The 22,067-nt window shown below is 42.2% G+C and carries 29 protein-coding genes; 5 read left to right on the top strand and 24 right to left on the bottom strand.

Going from position 1 to position 22,067, the window contains the following annotated elements:
* Positions 1-98: 98 nt before the first annotated feature.
* From WG943_RS00400 to WG943_RS00310, 19 genes are all read right to left on the bottom strand, one after another.
* Positions 99-464: a ribosomal maturation YjgA family protein gene (locus tag WG943_RS00400; protein ID WP_340406535.1), complete on the bottom strand. Its 366-nt coding sequence runs from the start codon at positions 462-464 to the stop codon at positions 99-101.
* Positions 465-1,082: 618 nt separating this feature from the next.
* The gene (locus WG943_RS00395; protein WP_340406055.1) at positions 1,083-1,412 is read right to left on the bottom strand and encodes a hypothetical protein; all 330 of its coding nucleotides are present in this window, start codon (positions 1,410-1,412) and stop codon (positions 1,083-1,085) included.
* Between the two features lie 67 nt (positions 1,413-1,479).
* Positions 1,480-1,980, bottom strand: a complete 501-nt coding sequence (locus WG943_RS00390; RefSeq protein ID WP_340406054.1) for a cysteine hydrolase family protein — start codon at positions 1,978-1,980, stop codon at positions 1,480-1,482.
* Positions 1,981-2,182: 202 nt separating this feature from the next.
* Positions 2,183-2,602, bottom strand: a complete 420-nt coding sequence (locus WG943_RS00385) for a DUF2867 domain-containing protein (protein ID WP_340406534.1) — start codon at positions 2,600-2,602, stop codon at positions 2,183-2,185.
* A 197-nt stretch (positions 2,603-2,799) separates the two neighbouring features.
* A complete protein-coding gene (locus WG943_RS00380; RefSeq protein ID WP_340406052.1) occupies positions 2,800-3,417 on the bottom strand; it encodes a hypothetical protein in 618 nt (205 codons plus the stop codon).
* Between the two features lie 109 nt (positions 3,418-3,526).
* The gene (locus WG943_RS00375) at positions 3,527-3,859 is read right to left on the bottom strand and encodes a hypothetical protein (RefSeq protein WP_340406050.1); all 333 of its coding nucleotides are present in this window, start codon (positions 3,857-3,859) and stop codon (positions 3,527-3,529) included.
* A 7-nt stretch (positions 3,860-3,866) separates the two neighbouring features.
* Entirely contained in the window at positions 3,867-4,199 is a 333-nt protein-coding gene (locus tag WG943_RS00370; protein ID WP_340406048.1) for a hypothetical protein, read from the bottom strand.
* Between the two features lie 245 nt (positions 4,200-4,444).
* Positions 4,445-4,636, bottom strand: coding sequence for a hypothetical protein (locus tag WG943_RS00365; protein ID WP_340406047.1), 192 nt, complete (start codon positions 4,634-4,636; stop codon positions 4,445-4,447).
* Between the two features lie 10 nt (positions 4,637-4,646).
* The gene (locus tag WG943_RS00360; RefSeq protein ID WP_340406045.1) at positions 4,647-4,895 is read right to left on the bottom strand and encodes a hypothetical protein; all 249 of its coding nucleotides are present in this window, start codon (positions 4,893-4,895) and stop codon (positions 4,647-4,649) included.
* Between the two features lie 147 nt (positions 4,896-5,042).
* Positions 5,043-5,510, bottom strand: a complete 468-nt coding sequence (locus WG943_RS00355; RefSeq protein ID WP_340406044.1) for a hypothetical protein — start codon at positions 5,508-5,510, stop codon at positions 5,043-5,045.
* Between the two features lie 81 nt (positions 5,511-5,591).
* Positions 5,592-5,882, bottom strand: coding sequence for a hypothetical protein (locus WG943_RS00350; RefSeq protein ID WP_340406042.1), 291 nt, complete (start codon positions 5,880-5,882; stop codon positions 5,592-5,594).
* Between the two features lie 70 nt (positions 5,883-5,952).
* A complete protein-coding gene (locus WG943_RS00345) occupies positions 5,953-6,474 on the bottom strand; it encodes a hypothetical protein (protein WP_340406040.1) in 522 nt (173 codons plus the stop codon).
* 128 nt (positions 6,475-6,602) lie between these two features.
* Entirely contained in the window at positions 6,603-6,965 is a 363-nt protein-coding gene (locus tag WG943_RS00340) for a hypothetical protein (protein ID WP_340406038.1), read from the bottom strand.
* Positions 6,966-7,087: 122 nt separating this feature from the next.
* Positions 7,088-7,471 (bottom strand): hypothetical protein, encoded by a 384-nt coding sequence (locus tag WG943_RS00335; protein ID WP_340406037.1) that lies wholly within the window; start codon positions 7,469-7,471, stop codon positions 7,088-7,090.
* Positions 7,472-7,622: 151 nt separating this feature from the next.
* Complete coding sequence (locus WG943_RS00330; RefSeq protein WP_340406036.1) at positions 7,623-8,417, bottom strand: hypothetical protein; 795 nt, start codon at positions 8,415-8,417, stop codon at positions 7,623-7,625.
* A 97-nt stretch (positions 8,418-8,514) separates the two neighbouring features.
* The gene (locus WG943_RS00325; RefSeq protein ID WP_340406034.1) at positions 8,515-8,964 is read right to left on the bottom strand and encodes a DUF4844 domain-containing protein; all 450 of its coding nucleotides are present in this window, start codon (positions 8,962-8,964) and stop codon (positions 8,515-8,517) included.
* 87 nt (positions 8,965-9,051) lie between these two features.
* The gene (locus WG943_RS00320) at positions 9,052-9,552 is read right to left on the bottom strand and encodes a hypothetical protein (protein WP_340406032.1); all 501 of its coding nucleotides are present in this window, start codon (positions 9,550-9,552) and stop codon (positions 9,052-9,054) included.
* Positions 9,553-9,608: 56 nt separating this feature from the next.
* Entirely contained in the window at positions 9,609-10,019 is a 411-nt protein-coding gene (locus WG943_RS00315; protein ID WP_340406030.1) for an ankyrin repeat domain-containing protein, read from the bottom strand.
* 168 nt (positions 10,020-10,187) lie between these two features.
* Positions 10,188-11,636: a tyrosine-type recombinase/integrase gene (locus WG943_RS00310; RefSeq protein WP_340406029.1), complete on the bottom strand. Its 1,449-nt coding sequence runs from the start codon at positions 11,634-11,636 to the stop codon at positions 10,188-10,190.
* 52 nt (positions 11,637-11,688) lie between these two features.
* On the opposite strand from WG943_RS00310, the gene WG943_RS00305 reads away from it, so the two are divergent.
* Positions 11,689-12,063 (top strand): DUF2116 family Zn-ribbon domain-containing protein, encoded by a 375-nt coding sequence (locus WG943_RS00305; RefSeq protein ID WP_340406028.1) that lies wholly within the window; start codon positions 11,689-11,691, stop codon positions 12,061-12,063.
* A gap of 98 nt (positions 12,064-12,161) precedes the next feature.
* Here WG943_RS00305 and WG943_RS00300 read toward each other — a convergent pair whose 3' ends face one another.
* Positions 12,162-13,262 carry a hypothetical protein gene (locus tag WG943_RS00300; protein ID WP_340406027.1) on the bottom strand — a complete coding sequence of 367 codons (1,101 nt, stop codon included), beginning with the start codon at positions 13,260-13,262 and terminating at the stop codon, positions 12,162-12,164.
* Between the two features lie 91 nt (positions 13,263-13,353).
* Positions 13,354-14,145: an FRG domain-containing protein gene (locus WG943_RS00295; protein WP_340406026.1), complete on the bottom strand. Its 792-nt coding sequence runs from the start codon at positions 14,143-14,145 to the stop codon at positions 13,354-13,356.
* A 272-nt stretch (positions 14,146-14,417) separates the two neighbouring features.
* Between WG943_RS00295 and WG943_RS00290 the strand changes: the two genes are divergently transcribed.
* Positions 14,418-15,299, top strand: coding sequence for a manganese catalase family protein (locus WG943_RS00290; protein ID WP_340406025.1), 882 nt, complete (start codon positions 14,418-14,420; stop codon positions 15,297-15,299).
* Positions 15,300-15,360: 61 nt separating this feature from the next.
* On the opposite strand, the gene WG943_RS00285 is transcribed toward WG943_RS00290, so the two are convergent.
* Entirely contained in the window at positions 15,361-16,422 is a 1,062-nt protein-coding gene (locus WG943_RS00285; protein WP_340406023.1) for a PA0069 family radical SAM protein, read from the bottom strand.
* A 221-nt stretch (positions 16,423-16,643) separates the two neighbouring features.
* Here WG943_RS00285 and WG943_RS00280 point away from each other — a divergent pair, with 221 nt between their 5' ends.
* The 3 genes from WG943_RS00280 to WG943_RS00270 all read left to right on the top strand — a co-directional run bounded on the left by WG943_RS00280 (position 16,644) and on the right by WG943_RS00270 (position 19,526).
* Positions 16,644-17,846: a hypothetical protein gene (locus WG943_RS00280; protein WP_340406022.1), complete on the top strand. Its 1,203-nt coding sequence runs from the start codon at positions 16,644-16,646 to the stop codon at positions 17,844-17,846.
* A 255-nt stretch (positions 17,847-18,101) separates the two neighbouring features.
* On the top strand, positions 18,102-18,956 hold the full coding sequence (locus WG943_RS00275) for a pirin family protein (RefSeq protein WP_340406533.1): 855 nt from the start codon (positions 18,102-18,104) through the stop codon (positions 18,954-18,956).
* 96 nt (positions 18,957-19,052) lie between these two features.
* The gene (locus tag WG943_RS00270) at positions 19,053-19,526 is read left to right on the top strand and encodes an SRPBCC family protein (protein ID WP_340406020.1); all 474 of its coding nucleotides are present in this window, start codon (positions 19,053-19,055) and stop codon (positions 19,524-19,526) included.
* Positions 19,527-19,706: 180 nt separating this feature from the next.
* Here the strand turns inward: WG943_RS00270 and WG943_RS00265 are convergent, their stop codons facing one another.
* Both WG943_RS00265 and rluF read right to left on the bottom strand, forming a co-directional pair.
* Entirely contained in the window at positions 19,707-20,726 is a 1,020-nt protein-coding gene (locus WG943_RS00265; protein ID WP_340406019.1) for a S4 domain-containing protein, read from the bottom strand.
* Between the two features lie 264 nt (positions 20,727-20,990).
* Positions 20,991-21,959, bottom strand: coding sequence for a 23S rRNA pseudouridine(2604) synthase RluF (gene rluF / locus WG943_RS00260; RefSeq protein WP_340406018.1), 969 nt, complete (start codon positions 21,957-21,959; stop codon positions 20,991-20,993).
* Between the last annotated feature and the right edge of the window lie 108 nt (positions 21,960-22,067).

Here is a 22,067-nt window from a genome sequence, read left to right as displayed (position 1 = left end):
ATTCCGGTTAAAGAGAGCTTTGCAGCATTCTTCAGATTCTAGAAATAGTCTCTCCTGAAGGTTATAATGAAATGGTTTAGCAGGTCCAGCTTGTGAGGCTAACTGTTTATTGTGTGTGGAGTGTCCGGGGAATGCTTTATTATAAGTATGTCTGCAAAATAGGCTAAAGCTACCCCAAAACTGTACCGGAGCAGATCTACGGCCAAGAATCCCTTGCCTAAAACCAGGGCACCTAAAGTTGTACTTCTGATACTGTTTAACCAATCTGCCTGGTACAGCTGACTGAACTCAATTAAAAAGCTAAAGACTAAGCTAGCAACCAAGGCCCAGCCTAAAGTTCTGCTTATAAACAAGCCCCTAAAAACAAAGTAAAGCATACCAGCCCAAAGTATGTCGCCAGCATTATTTGCTATGAAAAATGGTAAATGAGCTGAAAACACTCTCGAGGAAATACCGAGAATCATAAACACAACTACTGTAACAGCATAAATACTTCTGTACTTTATCTTTTTAAATTTTTGGAGGCGCTGAGCCATTTTGATAGGGGTTAGACTGCTAACGTCTGGACCAGGGTACGTTTATGCACTATAGGTGTTGTTGTGCCTTCGTGGCTTATTGCTTTTATTCAGAATAATCCAAATCAGAATAGAGAAAGAGAGCGTTATAATTGCAAAGTATTTCTCAAAGTTTGTCTTCGCTACAATGTTTCCAATAGTGTTTAAGATAAACAATATCAGAAATGCCCATAAAACAATGTTCACAATTTTCAGGGGTAAAATCTGCTTCACATACTTTCCTTTTATTAAAAGAACGAAACCCAAAAAGAAATTAATTGCTAAAGATATTGATTCGAACACATACATCTCAGAATCACTCTTTAATCTACCACCCCATGTAATTTCATAGGGAATAACCTTGAAAAGAATAGCCATGTGAAAAATCGTTATAGCTACGACTAGACACAACATTATTTTAATTGCAATTCTCTTATCCATCCTTATAATTTTAATCTTTATGACGCACAACAGTCTTAGACTAAAACACGCCTTGGTGTGGTTTAGCTATTGTTGAGTGCTGGCTTTCTAGTTCCAGTATTTATAATCGTAGATCTCGTCGTTTTCATCCATTACTTGTCCTTTTTGAATGACAATAAATGTTCGCTTTACTTCGAACTTGTTTCCTCTGTTAATATAGACCTTAACCTTATCACCTATAAGTTCATATTCTCCTTCAGATGCAAATTCACTTTTATCGAATACTGCTATTCCATCTTTAGCAGCATAGTTGACGACATTATTTTTCTTAAACCAAAAAGCAATGTAGTTTATACTTTCAAATTTAAGTCCTGCATGCCAATTAATATGTTCGTGGCCATCAGACAAATAGTAGCCATCTTCTATTAGAAAGTCCATTCTTTATTAATGCTTACAATGGTTTGTTTATAGTGCGTATTCCGAAAGCAATGCACTATACACCTTGTTAGCTGCTGGATTTTTTTAATTCCTCAAGTGTGAATACTTCACTTCCTTTCTTCTCGTAATAGTCTAGCATTTCGTCAATTTTCCTATTGTCATAACTCGTAATACAATCTGACAAGACTGTAACTTTGTAGTTTTCCTTGCACATATTATATACAGTTGATTTCACGCAGGCAATGGCGTCTGCTCCTGTAATGTAAAATTCACTTATTTCATTTTTCTTGATAAAGTCAGCAAAATCTTCGCTGGTCAATGCGTTGCCTTTGGACTTTTCAAAAATGTTTTTGGAAACTAATTTCATGTCCGAAACTAATTCAGACCCACGAGTATTAGGTTTGAAAGTCCTTGTGCCGTCAGATAAGTTATAATGTCTTATGTAAACAACATGAATCTCATTTTCCACTGCCCAATCTATTGACCGATTAACATTGTCAATGATTCCTTTGTAGTTTTTGGTAATATCATTTTGAATGTCAATTACCACTAAAGACTTTTTCTGCATGGAATGTCCTTCTTTTCTTTTTATGTATTAACTCAATTTTCTATTTCATTGTCTATCTCACTGTCGCTTGTTCGCTTGCAGCTTACGGTTGTGGGTTTGAGTTGTGCCCGGTTAATTGCCCTTCACCCTCGGACAGCATTAAAGTAATTAAAAAGTAGAATGAACCGGCTGCATATAACCCGGGCATACTATCAACCCCTTGTTAGCGGTTGGTTGCCTTTTCATTTTCGATTCGCTTAAGAATGCCTTTTAACATTGCCTGAACAATAAGTTTATGAAAAGGCCTCACGATCAAAAAATAAACGCGCCCGAAGAAGTTATTGAATTTTACTGTCGTTGTTATCGTCAAACTTTTTTTGTCTGCGTCGTCCAGAAGTTTGTCCAAAAATAATGAAACCCTGAAATCTAAATGTTTGTCATCTTCGCCTAATACAACTTCATTTTCTGTTTTGTCATATACTTTAAAAAGGCCAAGTTGATCCCCTGGCACGCATTTAAAATTGTCCAGCAGTTTCTGCTTGTTACTTGTTTGTCCTGATGTTTTTAAACCAAACAAACCAACAATTTTGTTTCTTATTGCGAATAGTGTATTCCCCAATTTAGACTTGCCTGAAAAAACAATATCCCAATTTTTGTTGAGTCAATTTCCCCTTCAGTGTCGGAAAAAAAACTTTGGTAACTGTCAGTATAGTCATACAACTTAGAGTCTTTTTTTAAGATTGATTTAGCAGGAATGCTGCATACCTGACCATTGCGTTTCATATGTTCTTCTGTATATTGAATAAGGTCGATTTCAATGACCACTAATGGTTCGTTTTTTTATTTTCCGATTAAAACTTCGTATTCTTTTGGGATCGTAACTCCTTGAAAATGATTTGTAAGTCCGTAAAATATTACAATGGTCAGAATAATTCCAAAAGTTAAGATTGCGAACGATTGTTTGTTTGGAGACAAACCAAAAATTGACTGTTTCATTTTTTTACTATGAATTGATGCTATGTGCCCGAAAAATGAAACGATGGCAAGGCCGTAATAGGGTATAAAAAACAAGTTGAAAGGAAGCGAATTTAATCCTGCTACTCCAAAATAAAAGTTGGTGTCTAGATGCAAAAAATGTCGTCCACTAAAAACAGCACTTAAATGGATAATGAAAAAAATCGCCAGATAAAGTCCTGTCCAGAGTTGTAGTTTATCAAATTGCGAAGTTGCTGATTTTCTGTTTTCTTTAAAAAGTTTTAGGCCTGAAACAATTTGGACAAAAAAGGCAAATAATAAAATTGATTCTACAAAAATGTTCCGATAAAAGGGCCGAAGAGTATGCATCATTTCAACATGCTTATCAGCACCCCCAATGCTCACCAGGTGATTAAATAAATGAATTCCTACAAAAGCTGTTATTGTCAGGCCTGCTATGTGATGGATCTTATTTATTGACATTTTCTGCCTTTATGAAGTGGGGTACGTGTATGCAATAACCGCTAACGGATTGGTGCAGAAAAAGCCGAAGCGTAGCGAAGGTTAATGCTGCACTGGGTTGGCAGTTGTTTTACTTCCACATTTCCCAAGCCCATCTGTCATACCACTTCTTCACAGAATCTGGACTTGAAAAAATAGTGTCTCTTTCTATTTTAACAACTCTACATCTTGCAGCATGACCTCCGGTGTTCACATCTCCTAAGAGTAGTTCCTTTGTCTCTGGATGAAAGAACAAACAAAAATTTTCATACTTGTCAAAGGTGATGTAAATACGCTGGAGATTATCAAAGTCTTTAAACCCCAAATCATATGGTTTATTAATTTCAATTCCTTCGAAAGCCGAGCCATCTTCTGGGTTGTTTCTTAAGTACTCTAAAAACTCTGTTCTGTCGTTGAAATTCATAAATCAATCACTTGAAATGGTGCCACCAATGCCCATTTGACTCCCTATCTACGGTCTCTTGGGATTCAAAACCAAACACAACAAATTCCCTGGAGGCTATGGGATAATCTTGTGCTTCCAGAGTCTTTCTTAAATTTTTGATAAGAGAAAGATTACTTTTAAGCTCCTGCTTCATCCTATCTGATTGTACACAGATCCAGTATACAAGATGCTTTGGGTCTATATCATAAGCACCGTACCAAATGACGGAAAATTTTTCTTCGCACAAGGGTGATACCAACACTTCAATCGTTTTTTTAATACTCTCTATTTTGATTTTAAGAGAATCAGTTTCTAACATTGGTTTCACCAAGTTTATCTAAATTACCGCCAACGGATTTGTGCCATAATATGGGGGAGGCATTGCCGAAACCTAAATTATGCACTTGGTTAGCGGGTTTTATTTTTCTAGAAATCAAACTTTTTGTTAGCACTTTTAGGTAGACTAACTGATACAGCAAATCTAATTTTGTTCATAGAAACTGCTTCTTTATTGTCTGCACCTTTTACTCCAAAATCTACAACCTTAATCATAACACCAGCTCTTCATTCTGTTTTAGATGATTCAGTGGATGTAACAGAAATGTCAAATTCAATATTACTCAATGTGCCGTCGCCAACCTGCACAAAGCCATCTCTTTCATAGTCAATATTCTCTTTAAGATATTGCCCAGCTTCTTTAACACCTTCTACTACTTGCTGAATTGTTTCCGAAACAAAAGTTTTTAAGTCAGTCATTCTTTTGTGTTTAAAACCAAAACTTATTGAGTTCTTTTAAAGTGTCAACTGTTAGTTCGTATGGAGAGTTAGATGGAAGTACACTATCAATTCCACACTTTGGGCATAAAGCGGTTCTCTCTACTTCCAAAAACTGTGTAACTTCTGATGACGGATAAGTTCTTAAACAGTAATAACAACCTGCATAAGCCGACTCCTTCAATGCCTGCTCATTTGAAGTAGCAAACTTTATTGCTGCTCTTAGTTTATCTTTCGTCATTTTAATTCCCGCTAACGTCTCGTATAAAAACAGTGCGAGCTGGCGAGCGTGATTGTCCGCAGGACAATCTGCTAAGCAAACGAGCACAGAGTTCTTTTAGAGACAGGTTTGAGCATTGATTTTATATTTTGTTGGCGGTAGTTTTCTTTAGTCATTCCAGCCATAACTCTCCCATTTACCTTCATTCGACCTATATTTTTCTAAGACCATAAATCCTCTTGAATAACTAATTTGATATGAATCCTGATCCGATTTTTTTTGGTATTTAATTCCTAATGATGTTCTATAGCTTTCGGGAAACTTACCTGTCCGATTTTTTACCTGTTCAATATCCGCAATTATCCCATCACTCCGAAATCGTTGAACCTTGTCAATTGTAAATCCAGATGAAAATTGGGCTATAATAAAAACCGGGAGAACTGAAAAAATAAAAAGAGCTTTGCGACTGTTCAGATTTTTATTGAATAAGGTTATTACCAAATATAATAAGGTCATCAAAAAAACCATGACAAATGGGATTAAGAGAAAGAACAATTCCACCACAGTCATTGAAGGAATAAAAGGAACCAACGCTCCAAAAAGAAATATACCACCTAATAAAATAATCTTTCTCATTTTTTAAGTTTGGTCAAATTACCGCCAACGGACTTGGCCATAAGGCGGCGAAGCTGGCTTATGGGTGTGGTTGTAACTAGTTCATTTTTGCAATTCACCTATTGAAAAACTGATTTCTTCACCATTTAGCTGCATAAATTCATTTAGTTTTATTGCCTCTTTATAATATCCATGGTGCGAGTCAAATTCTTCACCTATCTTCCAGTAGTTCTCACATTTGCTGCATTTAAAAATTGTTAGTTTAAAATGTCCGCCAATCCACTTCTCGTTTTTTAAAGCTTTAATTTCTGTTAACCTCCAAGCTTCGCAGCTTAGTTGCTTGATGTTGGCTTGGTCAGGTTCAAAATTGCAGTATGGATTTTTAGTTATCATTGATTTGTTACAACGGATTTAGCTAAGGCACGCCTAAGTGTGCTTTAGGTTTTGTTGTACAATGGCTTTCTTAGCAAGGAGAGAAGTGTTCAATTCTAACCAAATGCCCTGAGTTAAAAAAGAAAGTTATCCCGTTGTCAGCACCCTTTGCAAAAAGTGTAATACTTGTTTCTCCATTATTGTGCTTGTATGGCTTGTCTAATGCTGATTTGCCAAAAACCTTGACGAAGTCTTTTATAGTGGTTTTTGCACTCAGCTCCCATTGCCCGTATTCTAAAATTTTGTCCCCATTTGAGCTAAACTCCATTGTCTCTATTCCATACAGCTCCTTATCATTACCAATGAACTTAAGATGTTCATAGTCCAATTGGTAGTATTTATTCCCTTGTTCTCTTTCCGAGTAAAAACCGCATTCATAATCTGGCTCTACAACTCTTTTGGGTTTACCAAACTTTTTTGATATTGCCTGCTTGCTGGAGTAGTATTCTAACCCACTCAAGCGGAACTTTGAAAAATCAATACTGTTAGCTTGACCATAGCAGGTCGTTAAGCCGAAGAAAACAATGATTGTGACTGTTAAAACTGTTTTCATGTAGCAAGTTTATTTTGATTTATAGATGTTGTACAACGTGCTAGTGTAGCATAGGCGCCGCGTCAGCAAGCCTTACTGCTATACTTTGTTGGCAGAATTTGTTCTAATTCACTGTTAACATTTGTTCTTCAATAAGCCCAGCAGTCTTTTTCTAATCCTCCGTCCAATGGGTTTATCTTAAACCACCAACCACTTCTTCCTGATTTCTCTGCAAATTCATCTTTCTCGGTAAAGGCTATTCTTAAGTCATTTCCTAAGTACCAGAACTTATAATGTTCAGGTGCAGGTTGTTTAAATATCATCTCTCCTGATGTTGAATAACCACGCAATTCTTCCTTTTCTCCGTCTTGTGTTGTCGTTATTATCAAGCTATATTCTGGATAAAATTGAGCAGCAACAAGATTCTGAACATGAATTGAATAAGCAGAACCTTCAGAAGTGTATTTCAGTGTACTTGTTGCTATATCGTATGCGAAGAAATCACTTATCATGTGTAAAGACTTTAGTTAATTTACTCAACTACTGCCAACGTCTTGTGCATAGTGTGGGCAAGGTATAACCGCAGCCTAAACTATGAACCTTGTTGTGTGGTGCTATATTTCCCAACTCTTGTTCAATCTACTGACAGGATTTTATAAAAGCTTATTATTTGGCTTATTGTCTTAATCCATTTTAAATCAGCAATATAGAATTCCTGTTTGTCTTTTATATTTTTCAGGAAGTTTTCATCTGGTTTAACTGTTGGTTCTACTGGAACCAATGAAGAAAATCCTTTTAAGTTTAATAGTTCATAAACATGATATTCTTCTCCTTTGCTATTTATGATGTTAAACTGAATGGAGCTGCCTTCATAAAAGATATGAATTGAGTTATTGTTGTTCTTACAAACAAAGCTGCTTTTGTCTTTAGCTATTATTTGATAATTGTATTCATTGATAACTGTCGCTAATGCATTTTCAACATCTTCTGCAAAGCTATCAAACTCTACGGGTCTCATTTATAGTTAATTTTTTGGGGAATCAGAGCCTGATTTCTTTTTAAGTAATGATGATGCTTTTTTAAAGATAGTAGCACACAACGCTGGTATAGCCGAGAGCCTGGAGCTTCAGCGGAAGGCTCTTGGCTATACACTGTTGGTGGCAGTTATATTATTTCCTGTGTAGCTCTGCTAAATAATTTTCAACAAAGTACATTTCCCAATTACAGTTTCCATTAACACTTTTATTAACTTGGTCAAAGTGTCCTTTTATTGTTTGGCTAAATATTTTTAAAGGAATCTGGTCTATCTGACCTTCACAAATTATATCCTTTGTTTTAGGGTGCATTACTTTTAGTATATCTCCCTCTTTTAGCATATATAGCCCTTTGTAATCTGACTGTTCAACCAAAAGGTCATCAGATAGTTTTCTGTGTTCTATGGTATTGTCTTTCCAAGTAACTGAAACTCTAGTCTTCCCATCTTTTGGAATACCATAAGGTCTTGAAGGTATTGTTGTTGGTGAATCTCCAAAATGTAAATGTGTGCCATCTTTTAATATCACATTTGGTAGCTTTCTATCTATTTTCCAATTGCCTTCACCATAAGCTTCATCAAGTCTTTCTACTGAGTACTTAATTTTGAATTCGTACTTCTCAGATAGCCGTTTATCTGCATTCAAGTCTCCATTTAGTTCACCACAATGAAGAGAAGAAATTTCAAAGTCCTTGTCTTTCCAAATTGGGTCAGGAAATTCTATCCAATTGCCGTCTAATAGAACTTCTGCATTTGATGTAACGCCTTGTTTTAATAAATCATCTTTGTCCCATACAATGCAGTTATTACTAATTCCATAAGTAGGTGAAGTTAAATTTGTAAATTTCTTGTCTTGGAAAGATAAATATCCTCCTTCAGTCCCCGTAGCAGAATACAACAGTAATTTCCCTTCAAGTATTATTTGTGTCATAGCTTAGGGTTTATCTAAATTGCCACCAACGTTACTCGTGCAGCCGATGGGCGAGGCGAAGCCGAGCATACAGGCTGAACTTTGTTGGCAAGTGTTTTTATTCTTCTGTCCCTGATGACTCTGGAAGGCTAAACCCATACATGAACTTCATCAAATGTCCGCCAGAACTCTCTAACCCCACTATATCCATCAGTTCTTCGAAGTAAGTACATACCCTTTCTCTATCTTCGGTATCCAAGTCCATGTATACATCAGAAAATCTTGAAAGACCTAATTCTATCTTGTCCTGATATTCTTTATCTGTTGGATTTTGGCTCTCCGCTACAGCTTTGAAATCGTCTGCAGCTTTATTAATTTTCTCTGTTAATACGGGCCGCATTTTAGGGTCTGCTATGCCGGGATAGAAGAATGAGTTTTCTTCTACAAACTTTTCCTTGTTTTTAAATTCTTCGAATTTTGACATAGCGTTTTCAGGTGTCTTTATTACTGTCTGCCCACATGCGGAGAAGGAGAGGCTGATAAGTAAGATTAGTAGATATTTATTCATTCTAAATGTTTGCCAACGGACTTGTACAGGCAATGGGTGAGGCCTTAGCCGAACATACTGCCTGTGCCGTGTTGGCAGATTTAATTCTTAGTAATTTTCAAGAAATTCATCCAGCACATCTTCATCGTCAAAGTTCAGCACAGCTTGAGCTATCTTTATTTGTCCTTTTGATGCTGCTAACGCTGACAAGGCTGCTGCTGTAAATTCCAAGTCCCATTCTCTACTCTTTGCTGAATCTACGAGTTCAGGTATTTCATTTAAGGAATTTAAATATGACTCCAGATATTCTTTAGGTATTTGAGGATTCTTCTTGTGCCTTTGAATTTCAATGACCGCTATTAGACCCAGTACATTTGAAATAATTATACCTTTGTCTCTAGCTATTCTGATTAGATGTGGAACAGCAAAATAAGAAGCTAAACCAACATCTCCCTGATGATGCAATTCGTCCCAAAGCTCTGCAAGTATATCATCTACTTCTTCAGAGCTATTCGTTTCTTCAAGTCTACTTAGGGCAATGGAAGCGTCATAAGGTGTTTGGTATCCACCTTTAAGCTCTTTCCACTTTGGGTCGTTTAGCTGAATCATTCTATTAGTTCTTATACCTGCCAACGTACTGGGCTAAACTATGGCGTAGCTAAAGTTTAGGTGTGGTTAGCACCAGTGTTGTTCTCAAAATACTGCTTTACATTATAGTTGCTTATAGTATTTGCTAAGTCAAGTGGACTTATACCACTTACGTTTTTTTCATACCTGTCCGCACCGTTCTTTAGAAGCAACTTTATGAACTCCCCTCTGCCTTTAGATTCAAAAGTAGCTCTCCACAAAGCATTATTCCCAAAATTATCTTTCGCATTAATATCAGCACCTTTAGAAATGAGTAGCTGACCAATCTCAACAGCAAAGTGTATTGCTGCAAAATGTAGAAGGGTTAAACCTTTTTCACCTTTAGTATTTAAGTCTATTGATGTTGATGCTAATATAGACGCAAACTCTTGATTATTCTTATTCACAATACAAGAAATCAACTCATCAAAAGCAGGGTTCTTCTTCATTTTTATTTTCTATAACTGCAATATGTGCTAACTATAGTGTATAAGGAGTAGTTCCGGTTATTGGCCCTTTAGCTGGAGTGTGCTGATACTGCTTTTTTGCGGTCTTCAACCTTCCATTCTGGGTTCAGTTTCATCCTTTATACATTTCAGAGCTAATATATAACATTCCTATAAATTATCAAGCGGGCTGATAATACTTTCCAGTCCGTGGCTGGTGATGTGGGTATAGATCTCAGTGGTCTTGCTGCTCTTGTGCCCCAGCAGCGACTGGATGTAGCGTAGGTTAGTTACCTGCTCGAGCAAGTGCGTGGCAAAGGAGTGGCGCAGTGAGTGGGGCGTTACCTTCTTCTGCAAACCGGCCTTTTTCACGCAGTCCCTAAACACGTTGCGAATGCTGTCGGTGGTGTACTGGCCGCCGTATTGTCCCTCAAAGAGCCACACCTTCGGTCTGTATTCCTTATAATATGCCCTGAGGCTCTCGAGCAGTCTCTGCGAGAGCAGCGTGGTACGGTCCTTTTTGCCCTTACCCCCGCGTATGAGCAGCAGGTTCCTATCTGACTGCACGTCCGTGAGCCTCAAGTTGATAACCTCCCCAATGCGCAGCCCCCCGGCGTAGAGCAGCTGCAACAGGCATCGGTGCTTCAGGTTCTCGGTGGCCGATAGTATCCTGCCTACCTCCTGCCTGCTGAGCACGGTGGGCAGCCTGTCGGCTTTCTCGGGCCGCTCCACGTGGCTCAGGTCCATGGTGTGCCTGCCCAGTATGCGATGGAAGTAGAACTTGACAGCGTTTATACTCTGGTTCACAAAGGAGTAGGAATAGGTGCCTGCCTGCACCATCTGCCGGTGATAGGCGTTGATCTCCTCCACTGAAAAGGCATTGATCTGCTCCAGGACCACCGATTTGTGCCCGTTAATAAAACGGAGCAGTAAACTGTGATAGGTCCGGATGGTGTTAAGTGAATAGTTCAGCAGGAACAGCTTCTCCAGGTAAGGCAGCGGGCAGGTGATGTAGCCTTCGGCTTTCACATATGTCTGCTCCCAAAGCCTGCGCATGACGGACATGTCGTTGATTTTAAGTGTATTGCAGAGCCACACCAGGGCCGTTCCCTGCACCTGGTCGAGCATTTGGTGCAAATCACCTGAAGAGGAGCCTATTGCGAAACAACGCGGCCCCTCTAACCATCGGCAACAGTCGCTGTGTTTAAGCACCTTATAGATATGCTCGTTAAAGGGGAAGGAGATCTGTATGCAAATCTTTCCCTCGTGCTCGAGCGGCTGCAGGCGCATGACCGGGAGTTCGGGCAGCTTCCCCAGTGGCTCGAACCGTGGGCTTCCGGATGTGACCACAGCCCCTAGCGCCGGCCTTAGCCGCTTTAGCCTGTTCAGGTAGCGCACATCCACCAGCGCCACTCCCTGAAAGTGCCTGTGCAACAGTTCGATCGCCTCCGGTGACTTGTGTGCCACAAAGCACTTGTAGGTCTTGCTGTACTTAACCAAGTCACTCTCCTTCAGCTTTTTGTTGATTCGGTAGTCTGGCTTGTACCATAATCTGATAAACTGTTTTCCTTTGTGCTCTAACGTGTTCAGGTAAAGCACAGGCATATTACGATACAGCATAGGTAGTCAGGTTTACGTCCAGTTAATAGTAAACCTTAAAAACGGGTAGCAAATGAATGAGACCAAACCTTGCCCGCAGTGCGGCAAAGCCCTGAGCGGGAGAGCCGACAAGCAGTTCTGCTCTGATCAATGCAGAGCGCAGGTTCACAACCAGAAAAGGCGTCAGAATGCGGGAGAGCAGCTCATCCAGGGCGTTAACGCCGCACTGCGCCGCAACCGTACTATATTAAGGCAGGCGAGCCCACAGGGAAAGACCACCACCTACAAACAGCTGCTGGAAATGGCCGGCTTCGACTTCCGCCACTTCACCCACCTCTACCGCACCAGCAAAGGCAACACCTACCACTTCTGCTACGACTACGGCTATTTGCTGCTGCCCGAGGAGAAGGTGCTGATTGTGAACTGGCAACCTTATATGGAGAAATAAAAAAGTGCCCCGCCTATACTTTAGGCGGGGCACTTTAGCATGCACAACCAAGTGCAGCACCAATGGCAGTCACCAATGCAACCACTCTTTCAAAAATCCTACTGATACTGAATATACATAGGCGTAGGTTGCAGCGCCAGTACCTCTTCCGGTGTCATCAAGCGGGAGTTATTTTTAGTGTCGTTTTTATAGAATATTTTGAAGCCAGTAAACTGTACCGGTTCGTTTTTAATATAGCGCCGGAAGGTGTCTTTTTTAAGGGCAGGAGGTCCCCAGCCGTCCATGTGCATTACAACCTGTACTTCCGGTCTAAGTATGATGTTATCGGAGTTCTTAATCATGCCTTGCGTAAAGCGGTGCACAATGAGTAGCTTTGGTGGTAGTCCATTGGTTTTGGCAAGATCAGAGAGATACTGGGTAGCGTAATTAATATCCTCTGCATCAAATGTGCCGATCTTACGGCCAGGCACGCTGCCGTCTTTCATTGAGAACTCTGCATCAATGCCCAGGTGCACCTGCGGCAATTTCAGAAACTGCTCCAGCCTTGGCAGCTCTTCCTGTAAGGTGCTGTGGCCAACCTGAACATCTAAAAATACGATGGCATCGCGTTTGGCTGCCATGGCCAGCACCCCTTCTATCATCTTATCGGTCATGCGCAGGCGATACTTGCCTCCGGCGCTTGGGTGACCCTGTGCAGTTACCACAATAGCATGCAGGGCAGGCTGTATAGGCGTTAGCGAGTCAGCTTTGGCCCAATTGGCGATTTCGGCATCCAGTTTAGCCAGCATTTCATCTTCAGGATACTCGCCTAATATACCCATACGTTTAGATAAGGGGTTGCCATAGTAGGCAAGTATACGCTTGTTTGGAAGTATAGCTCCCGGTAATGGCTTTGGTCCGGGATAGCTGTAACCTGTATCGGCAGGTGCCACTTCCGGGGCAGCAACAGGGGCAGTGCTGGCAGTGGCCTGTGTATCGGCTGGTGCTGCAGCGCTATCTAGCACTACTGGTTGCTGGTCGGGTAGTGGGGCAGAGGCGGCTTCGCGCTCCTGTGCGCAGGACGTATGCAGTAGCAGACCGCAAAGTATGGCAGCAGCCTGTAACGTATAGCTTTTAATTAAATCCTGTGCTTTAAATTTTGTGCTGTAATTTTTTAAGCGGGCCAAGGGTGTATTCAGGTGCAGTCGTCGCGGCTTCATCAAGGGTAAACGTGTAAGTATAATTTATACCCTTAATATAGCGGTTTCTCTACACAATGTCGCTTGTTTACCGGATTTCTTAGTTAAAATTTCAGTTATGGGTGTAATGCCGCTTCAGCCATTGACTCAGCCCTGTTAAACCCGGAAAAAGTACACGTTCTGTAATATTGGCCTGATCCAGTTTATCACGTACTTCCCACTTTAGTTTAGCCGGTATAACCACCCGAAAGTATAGGTCCGGATGCCTTTGCAGCCACTGGCTCAGCTCTGTTTTTACATCAGACATCATCGAGAAGAGCGCATACTGGTGCACGATGCGTGCATCCAGGGAGGGCGGCTCCAGAAACATCACGTACTCATCTTCCTGAAAGCTTTTAAGCGCCTTAAATGATGGTGCCACCGGCTCCAGCACTTCCGGTGTAAACACATTAGAGCCTTCTTCTTCCAGGGCCTTCATGAGTGGCGGCGGCAGAAACTCCCTCGATTTCACATAGTTTACGCACCAAACGCAGCCGTCTTCGTCGTATCTGTTTAAGTTCTCGGTGGCAAAGTGCAGGGCTACATAAGGCGAATAGGTCCAGTCTAACAGGCGGGTAGGCAGGCCGTGGTGCTGTGCCAGTGCTAACCAGTTCCAGACAGAGTTGCCGGAGGTGGCGCTGGTATGGGCATACTTCCGGAAGTTTCGCAACAGGTGAGGCTCCAGTTCTTCGTACTTGCTGCCAATGCGCATAATGCTGGTGCACAGATCAAAGTCGGGGTTAGAAGCACCGCGGTATACAAACGAAGAACGGAAACGCTCAATTTTGCTGTCCCAGCTATGGTCGAATAAGGCATTCTGTAGCTCTGCCCAGTTTTCTACTACAATGTCGTTTTCGTTGGTCATAAGCAATTTGAAAGTGATTTATGCAACTGTGGTGCTGGCTGTAGCGTGTTTTGCATATACTAAAACAACAGCTTTAAGTTTAGCAGCTTGCTGCCGAAGAAACATGCCAAACTGCTTCAACAGTGGCAGCAGCACGTTTCTAGGTTAAATATATAAAATCTTTATATATAAATAGAAATAGTGTTTAATGTATATAGATTATAATTTAATTTATAACAAGCACTTTGCCCTTCCGTAAATCCTATATATGTTCAATCTTTAAAAACAAACTTATGTTTTATCATGATAGCAGACTACAGTACAAAGTACGTGTAGAGAAACCAAATCCTGCTTTTGCCAATATGCTGCAGCAAGCAATAGGAGGCGTAGAAGGAGAGATAAGAGTATGCTTGCAATACCTGTTCCAGGCCTGGGGCAGCCGCGGACCCAAGAAATACCGCGACATGCTGATGGAAACAGGCACTGAGGAGATTTCGCATATAGAGGTGCTGGCAACAGCAGTTGCACTTAACCTGGAGGGGGCACCGGTATCGCTGCAGGAGGAGATGGCAAAAGATAAGGTTATTGGAGCCGTGATGGGAGGCATGAACCCAAGGCACGTGCTTTCATCGGGTTTGGCAGCTATGGCCGTAGACAGTAACGGAGTACCATTTAACGGATCGTGGGTGGTAGGTAGTGGCAATCTTGCCGCCGATATGTATGCTAATGTTATGGCAGAGTCTACTGGCCGTGTGCTGGCAACCAGGTTATGGGAGGCAACCGATGACCCAGGTATGAAAGACATGCTATCCTTCCTGATTGCCCGTGATACCATGCACCAGAACCAGTGGCTGGCTGTGCTGGAAGAACTGGGTGGTTTAAAGGGCGTACACCCTATCCCGAACTCATTCCCGCAGTCTCAGGAGAACCACGAGTATAACTATGCTTTTGTATCTACTAAAGTTAACGACGATGACGGATCAGTAGATGAGATGCGAAACTCACGCTGGGGCAAAGGCAAATCTATGGATGGCAAAGGGGAGTTTAGAGTAGATCTTGGTTTGCCACAGGGCGACCTGCCAAACCTGGCCCCACCAAACCCAAAGGGGCATGCACAGGTAGAGCAATTGAACGGACAAGCCGGCATGATTAACAAGATAAAGAGTAAAATGTAGTTTAGTTGATTAAGTGTAGAAAAGCGGAGGTAGTTTTACTTTCGCTTTTCTTTTGTGCCAGCTAAAACAACTCCATCTGTTTGCCTACCCTGGTGCAGAAGTGGCTGTAGTTAAAGGGTTTTATACTTCTTCCGGCCATATACTTTTGTTTGCTCATCTTAAATAGCTTCGCAATAGCCTCTGCAAACTTTCCCTCACCGCGCATGCGCGTGCCAAAACGGCTATCGCTCAGGCTACCACCATGGCAGTCGGCAATCTGGTTAAGCACCTTGGCTGCACTGTCCGGAAAAGCCTGCTGTATCCAATCTTCAAAAATGGGCCCTATACTTCCGTTTAACCTGACAATAGTATAAGCGGCATGCTGTGCGCCAGCCTCGGCAGCCTGCTTTATAATCTGCGGTATCTCTGAGTCATTTAAGCCTGGAATAACGGGTGCAACCATCACATTTACCGGTATGCCTGCGGCACTTAACTGGCGCACCACCTCCAGGCGTTTTGTACCTGATGCAGTGCGGAGTTCCAGCTTCTGGCGCAGCTTTTCATTTAAAGTGGTAATGCTTATGTTCACGTGCAGCAGGTCCAGTTTATTAAGTTGAGTGAGCAGGTCCAGGTCTCGGAGGATGAGGGCATTTTTAGTGATGATACTAACCGGATGGCGGTACTGCAGCAGCACTTCCAGAATCTGGCGTGTAAGTTTCTTTTTAGCCTCTATAGGTTGGTAGCAGTCGGTGTTGCCGGCCAGCATGAGTGGCATAACTTGCCAGTTTGGGTTCTCGAGTTGTTTTGCCAATACTTGTGGCGCATTTTCCTTTACAATTATCTTTCGCTCAAAATCCAGCCCGGCACCGTAGCCCCAGTACTGGTGAGTGTTGCGGGCATAGCAGTAAATGCAGCCGTGCTCGCAGCCTTGATAGGGGTTAAGCGAGTAGCTCAAGCCAATATCGGGGCTCTCCACTTTGTTTACGATCTTCTTAGGGTGCTCCACCAGGAACTCCGTTTTAGAGTTGGAAACCATTGCCTCATCCAGACCCTCGATGTGCTCTGCTACATACTCTTGCTTTAAGTATGGGTTTGCCGGATTATACTGTGCACCACGACCTTTTAGATAATCTTCTGCTTTCATATCAAGTAATACTTTTGCTAAGTTAATTAGTTTTGGCTAATATATTTAGTTTTAGTAGGTAGGACTTTGTGAAAGCAGGTAATTGTCCGGTAGAGCTTTTTAAAGTACAAGGTTTCTGGTGCTGTGTCAGAAATCAACTTTATGCAACCTCTAATCAGACAAGTATTGCAGGTTAAGACTTGAACATCAGCTATATTTGTAAGCTTAATTAATATTACGTTATGAAGAATGTATACTTTCTGCTTTTGTTTTTGCTTCTATCACCAATGCTGGTGGCGCAGCAAAAAGAGGTGCTGCAAAATGCTGTCTCTTTTGATGAGAGCAAACGCGAAATCATAAATAAAGGCAGAAGCATGTTGCTGGATAAGTTTCTGGATAAAGACTTTACAACGGTGAAAGTTATAAGCGACAGCCTGCAGCGATTAGAAGATAAGGATTACCTTGCCCTGTACCCCGGTGAACGCTGGCTGATCATGTACTGGACAGAGGATTACCAGCGTTTGTTACAAGATGCAAAAGATTTTTCTGATGAGGAGGTGGGAGCTATTTACAGGAAAGTGGTGCCGCAGCGCGATATGTTATTCGATAAGATGTTAGAAAGAACACGCTCCTCTGCAGTGCTAATGGCCTCTAACATTGCACAGACCAAGCTGCCACAGGAGCAAAAAGATTTCCTGGAGATGCACCTGTTCAACACCATTGCCGGAGACGAGTACAAACTGGTACCGCAGGATACCCTGAACCACATGGCTACGTCGTTTCTGCAGCGCTATCCTGTAAGCCCTTACGCCAATTTTACGAAGCAGTACGTTCGTTACGAACTTAAGCCGGCCAAATGGGGCTTTGGCTTTGAGTTTTTTTCTGGTGTGGGCATTTTCTCCGGCGAGCTAAAAGATAAGTTTAATACAAATGTACCTATTGGAGTGGCCTTTGATGTATCATATAAGAACTGGGTGCTTTACCTGCGCGACTACATTGGTTTTAACAGCACCAAAGAGGCACTTCCTTTTAAATCAGGTGTTTGGGAGAAAGATGAGCGAGCCACTGTATTTCTGCCGGAGGCAAGTATAGGCTATGTGCTGGTAGATGAGCAGCGTATCAAACTAGCTCCCTTTGCCGGTATCGCCGGTATGGATATAACACCACCCACTGGCGTGGTAGAAAAGAACCCTGACTACGAGGACCTGGGCTTGAAGTTTACTACAACCTACACCTTGGGAGCCAACCTGGATCTTAAAATGGGGCGTTCAGGTAAGGTAAGAATGGTATCGCAGGGGCCGGAGGAGTCTTTCTGGTTTGTGCGCCTTCGCTATGCGTTTAACAGCCCCCAGTTCTATAAAAAGTATGATGGATTTGGCGGCGGCATGCATTATTTAACGGTAGGCATTGGTGGTTTTGGCAGAAAACTAACGCGCCAGCTCTAAGCAGATAGGCAGGAATCCAGCTTTTTGATACTTGCTAACACAAGCTAAAGTATAATTTTGGCAGTTGGTAAGAATAGCATGTGCACGCGCAAAATCAATCAAGTATAAACAAAACCAACTGACAAATAAAGTGTCATGTTTGTAGGTGATTACCTTCAAAAAGTATATCCTTGTTTAATGGCAGTTTAAACTTTTCTTTGCCATTAAGGTTAAATGTTGTATAATTAATGTAGCTACATTAAACAAAATGATATGCTGAGAAAGATCAAAAAAGTACATAAAGCTATAAGCGCACCCATTGCAGATCTTGTAACCTACAGGGCGCTTCCCACACAGTCAGTTAATTACATTGATCCGTTCCTGTTCCTGAATCATCATGGGCCGCAGGTGTATAAGCCTAATAACCAAGGGTTGCCTTTCGGGCCGCACCCGCACCGTGGTTTCGAAACGCTAACCTTTATACTTGACGGAGACATTATGCACCAGGATACCGGAGGCGGTAAAGATGTAATAGAAGCAGGCGGTGTGCAGTGGATGACGGCAGGCTCAGGATTAATACATGCCGAAGTATCTTCTGAAAAATTTAAGCAGGAGGGAGGGCAAATGGAGATTCTGCAGCTGTGGTTTAACTTGCCCGCAAAGTATAAAATGACTAAGCCAAATTACATTGGGTTGCAGAAAGATAAAATTCCGGTAGCTACCCAAGATAGCGGCAAAGTTAAGGTAAATGCAGTGTCTGGTGATTGGGGCAACATTAGAGGCCCTATACCATCGCTTAGCGATATACACATGGCAAGTATAGAGCTGCAGCAAGGAGGTACTTTTACCACAAGTATAGCACCTGAAAGAAACATCTTTTTTTACGTTGTGCGCGGTACCGTAAAAGTCAACGGTGAAAATGTACAAAAGCTTAACCTAGTGGAGTTTGCTAATGAAGGCGAAGAACTTAAAGTAGAAGCTACAGAAGACAGCTATATTTTGTTAGGTCACGCCAAACCATTTAATGAGCCAGTAGTGTCACATGGTCCGTTTGTGATGAACACGGAGCAGGAAATTCACGAGGCTTTCCGAGATTATCAGGCAGGTAAAATGGGTAGTTGGGCAGGGTGAGCAACTAAATCCGCCTTGGTTTAACTTTATTTAGCTAAGGATAAAATTTTGTCCCTCTTTCCGTGTATCTTCAAAATATAACAATAGCTTGACAGTATGGCAAACGTTTATCACCAGGTACTTATTCCTGCAGACCGGAAAACAGTTTATGATGCACTAACATCACAGAAAGGACTTTCTAAATGGTGGATAGCAGATTGTAAGGTTAAGGCAGAAGTAGGTTTTGTAAATGAGTTTTACTTACAGGGACATGCAACAAACTACATGAAGGTAGTGGCGCTTAAGCCTGATACTTTTGTGGAATGGGAATGCCTGAATCATGATGATGCCTGGACCGGTACACGTGCCACCTTTAGCTTATCTGATAGGGGGAATTATACCTGCCTTGATTTTAAGCACACCGGCTATGTATCAGAGGATGAATTTTATGCTACCTGTAACTATCATTGGGCGAGGCACTTGTTTATGCTAAAGGGCTACTGCGAAACCGGTATTCCGCTATTAGACCAGCAACAAGAACAGAAAGAGTGCGAAGCTGTTTTTGAAAGCAAGCTTCAGGATAAACTTTAGATAAATTGTACATCAAGCTAAAAAATGGAGGCACTCAACTTAGCCTGACAGCAACCGCATGTTTAGGAGTTTACTTAAAGCGGTAAGCGATAAGGTAGTATAAATGTACAGTACCTAATGCAAAGCCCCCGCAGGTTTATACTTGCGGGGGCTTTGTTGTTGTGGCAGCTATACTTCTGCTTATCGTTTAGATGATCTTTTAGGAGCAGCGCCTCTGCCGCCGGCTGCCGGCTTGCTTCCTCCTCTGGATGCGCCTGGTTTTCCGGCAGCACCACCACGACCAGTTGGTCCTTTTGCTCCGCCTCTTGTACCTTTACCGGATCCTGCTGTTGCCGGCCTCGATTTACCAATCCTTTTTCCTGCTCCGGCAGTTTCTGTTGCTCCTCCCAACTTACCTGGTTTTTGATAAGCGCCTTTCTCTGTGGCGGCTCTGTTCAGGCCTGAAGTATTGCCCTTGTAGTCTTGTTTGCTTTTAGCAGGGGCCGTAACAGCTTTTGAAGAGGAGATTTGTTTCAGGGCTTCTATCTCCTGTGATGTTAATGTGCGCCAATGGCCTTTCTGCAGTTTAGTAAGCGTAATGTTATTTACTCGTACACGCTGCATAAAAGTAACTTTGTAGCCTAATGCCTCACAAGTCTTCTTCAGGGTATGGTTCATACCTGGCTCCAGCACAATTCTGAACCGCGTGGTAGCTTCTTTATTTATGACAGCCTTTTTAGGAGTACCCTCTTCAAAAGAGGCACATGACTCACTAAGCTTTGCTATAAAGTCTGATGAGATAGGCTTGTTAACGGTCACGATTAGTTCCTTCTCCAGCCTGGTATCCATTTTCGTCAGCTTTCTTACAAAGTCGCTGTCGTTACTCAGAAACAGCACCCCTTCATCTTCTCTATCTAGTTTACCTACAGGTAGCAGCGAAGCCGGGTGATTAATGGCTCTTACCACATTATCGCGCACCTCCATGTCTGCTGTAGCCGATAGCCCGGAAGGCTTATTCAGAACGAGGTAAACAGGCGCTTCGTCGCGTACGCTCAGCAACTGGTCGTCAATCCTTACTTTATCTTTCGGCGTAACTTTTATACCTGCTTCCGGCTCTTTACCGTTTACGGTTACCCTGCCTTCTTCAATCAGCCTGTCTGCCTCACGGCGTGAGCAAAAGCCGGTATCGCTTATAAATTTATTTAGTCGCTTTGGTTCCATGGTTTGTTATGGCGTTGCTGCTTGTGGTTTATACGTTGCCTATACTTACGCCTGTAGTAAATGATTTGCCAAAATTACAGGAAAAGGATGGGAATAATAAATTACGAATTAACAATTAAGAATGGAGTTAAGAGTAGTAACTGCTCATCTATATACTATAGAAAGAACGGCAGCGCCGTTACAGCCTCTCATTTTTGAGCCACAAACTACAATCTAAGAGAAGCGAAACAATACTTCTACTTATAGGTAGGAGAGACTTGATTGCTATCGTCTTCTGCCTTTGCTTCCGCCACCTTTAGGTGTTCCTTTAGATGCTCCCCGAGATCCACTGTTACTGGTTGTACCACTTTTGGGTTTACTGCTTTTTCCGCCAAAGTTGCCTTTTGCTCCGCTCTTTGCAGCACCCCCAGAACGACCCCCAGTTTTACCAGCCGAAGCAGCGCCGCTACGTGGCTTAGGTTTGTTACTTTTAGTTGGAGCAGGAGCCTCCATGCGTTTTTTACTTACCGATCCTTCTTCAGTTTTAGTAGATGTTGCCACCAGGCGCTGCAGTTCTGCAGCTTCAGCATCGGTCATGTTGCGCCATTGGCCCAACGGAATCTTAGCCAGCGACAGGTGCATAATGCGTGTGCGCTGCAGCGTTTGTACTTCGTAACCAAGAGTTTCGCACATGCGGCGTATCTGGCGGTTCATGCCCTGTGTAAGTATAATCCTGAACTTGTTTGCCCCCAGCTGCTCTACAAAGCACTTCTTGGTGTTTACCCCAAGTATAGCCACACCGCCACTCATTCTTTCTACAAAGCTGTGGTTAATGGGCTTATCTACCGTTACAATATATTCTTTTTCGTGCTTGTTGCCGGCCCGCAGTATCTTGTTTACAATGTCGCCATCGTTTGTAAGTATGATTAGGCCTTCTGAATCTTTGTCAAGGCGGCCAACCGGGAAAATACGCTCCGGATAATTTACAAATCTGATGATGTTATCGCGCTGCGAGGTATCAGTAGTGGTTTCGATGCCGGCAGGTTTGTTCAGCAGCAGGTAAACAGGTTCTACAGCATCAACTTCCAGTAAATTACCGTCCACGCGAACCTTGTCTTTGGCTGTAACTTTGGCGCCGACCTCGGGGCGTTTGTTATTCACCATCACGCGGCCCTGCTCAATTAGTTTGTCTGCTTCACGGCGGGAGCAGTAGCCAGCATCACTTATAAATTTATTTAGTCTGATTGGTTCCATGTTGGTGCTGCGGCTGGCATACTTTATAGGTAAGACTGCCAGCTTCTATGTTATACTTATACTTTCAAAAGTACGGTAAAGCTGCTTATTTACCTATTTTCAGTGCAG

Origin of the sequence: Pontibacter sp. H249 (assembly GCF_037892465.1) — a bacterium.
GTDB lineage: Bacteria > Bacteroidota > Bacteroidia > Cytophagales > Hymenobacteraceae > Pontibacter.
This window is presented reverse-complemented; position numbering and strand designations above follow the sequence as displayed.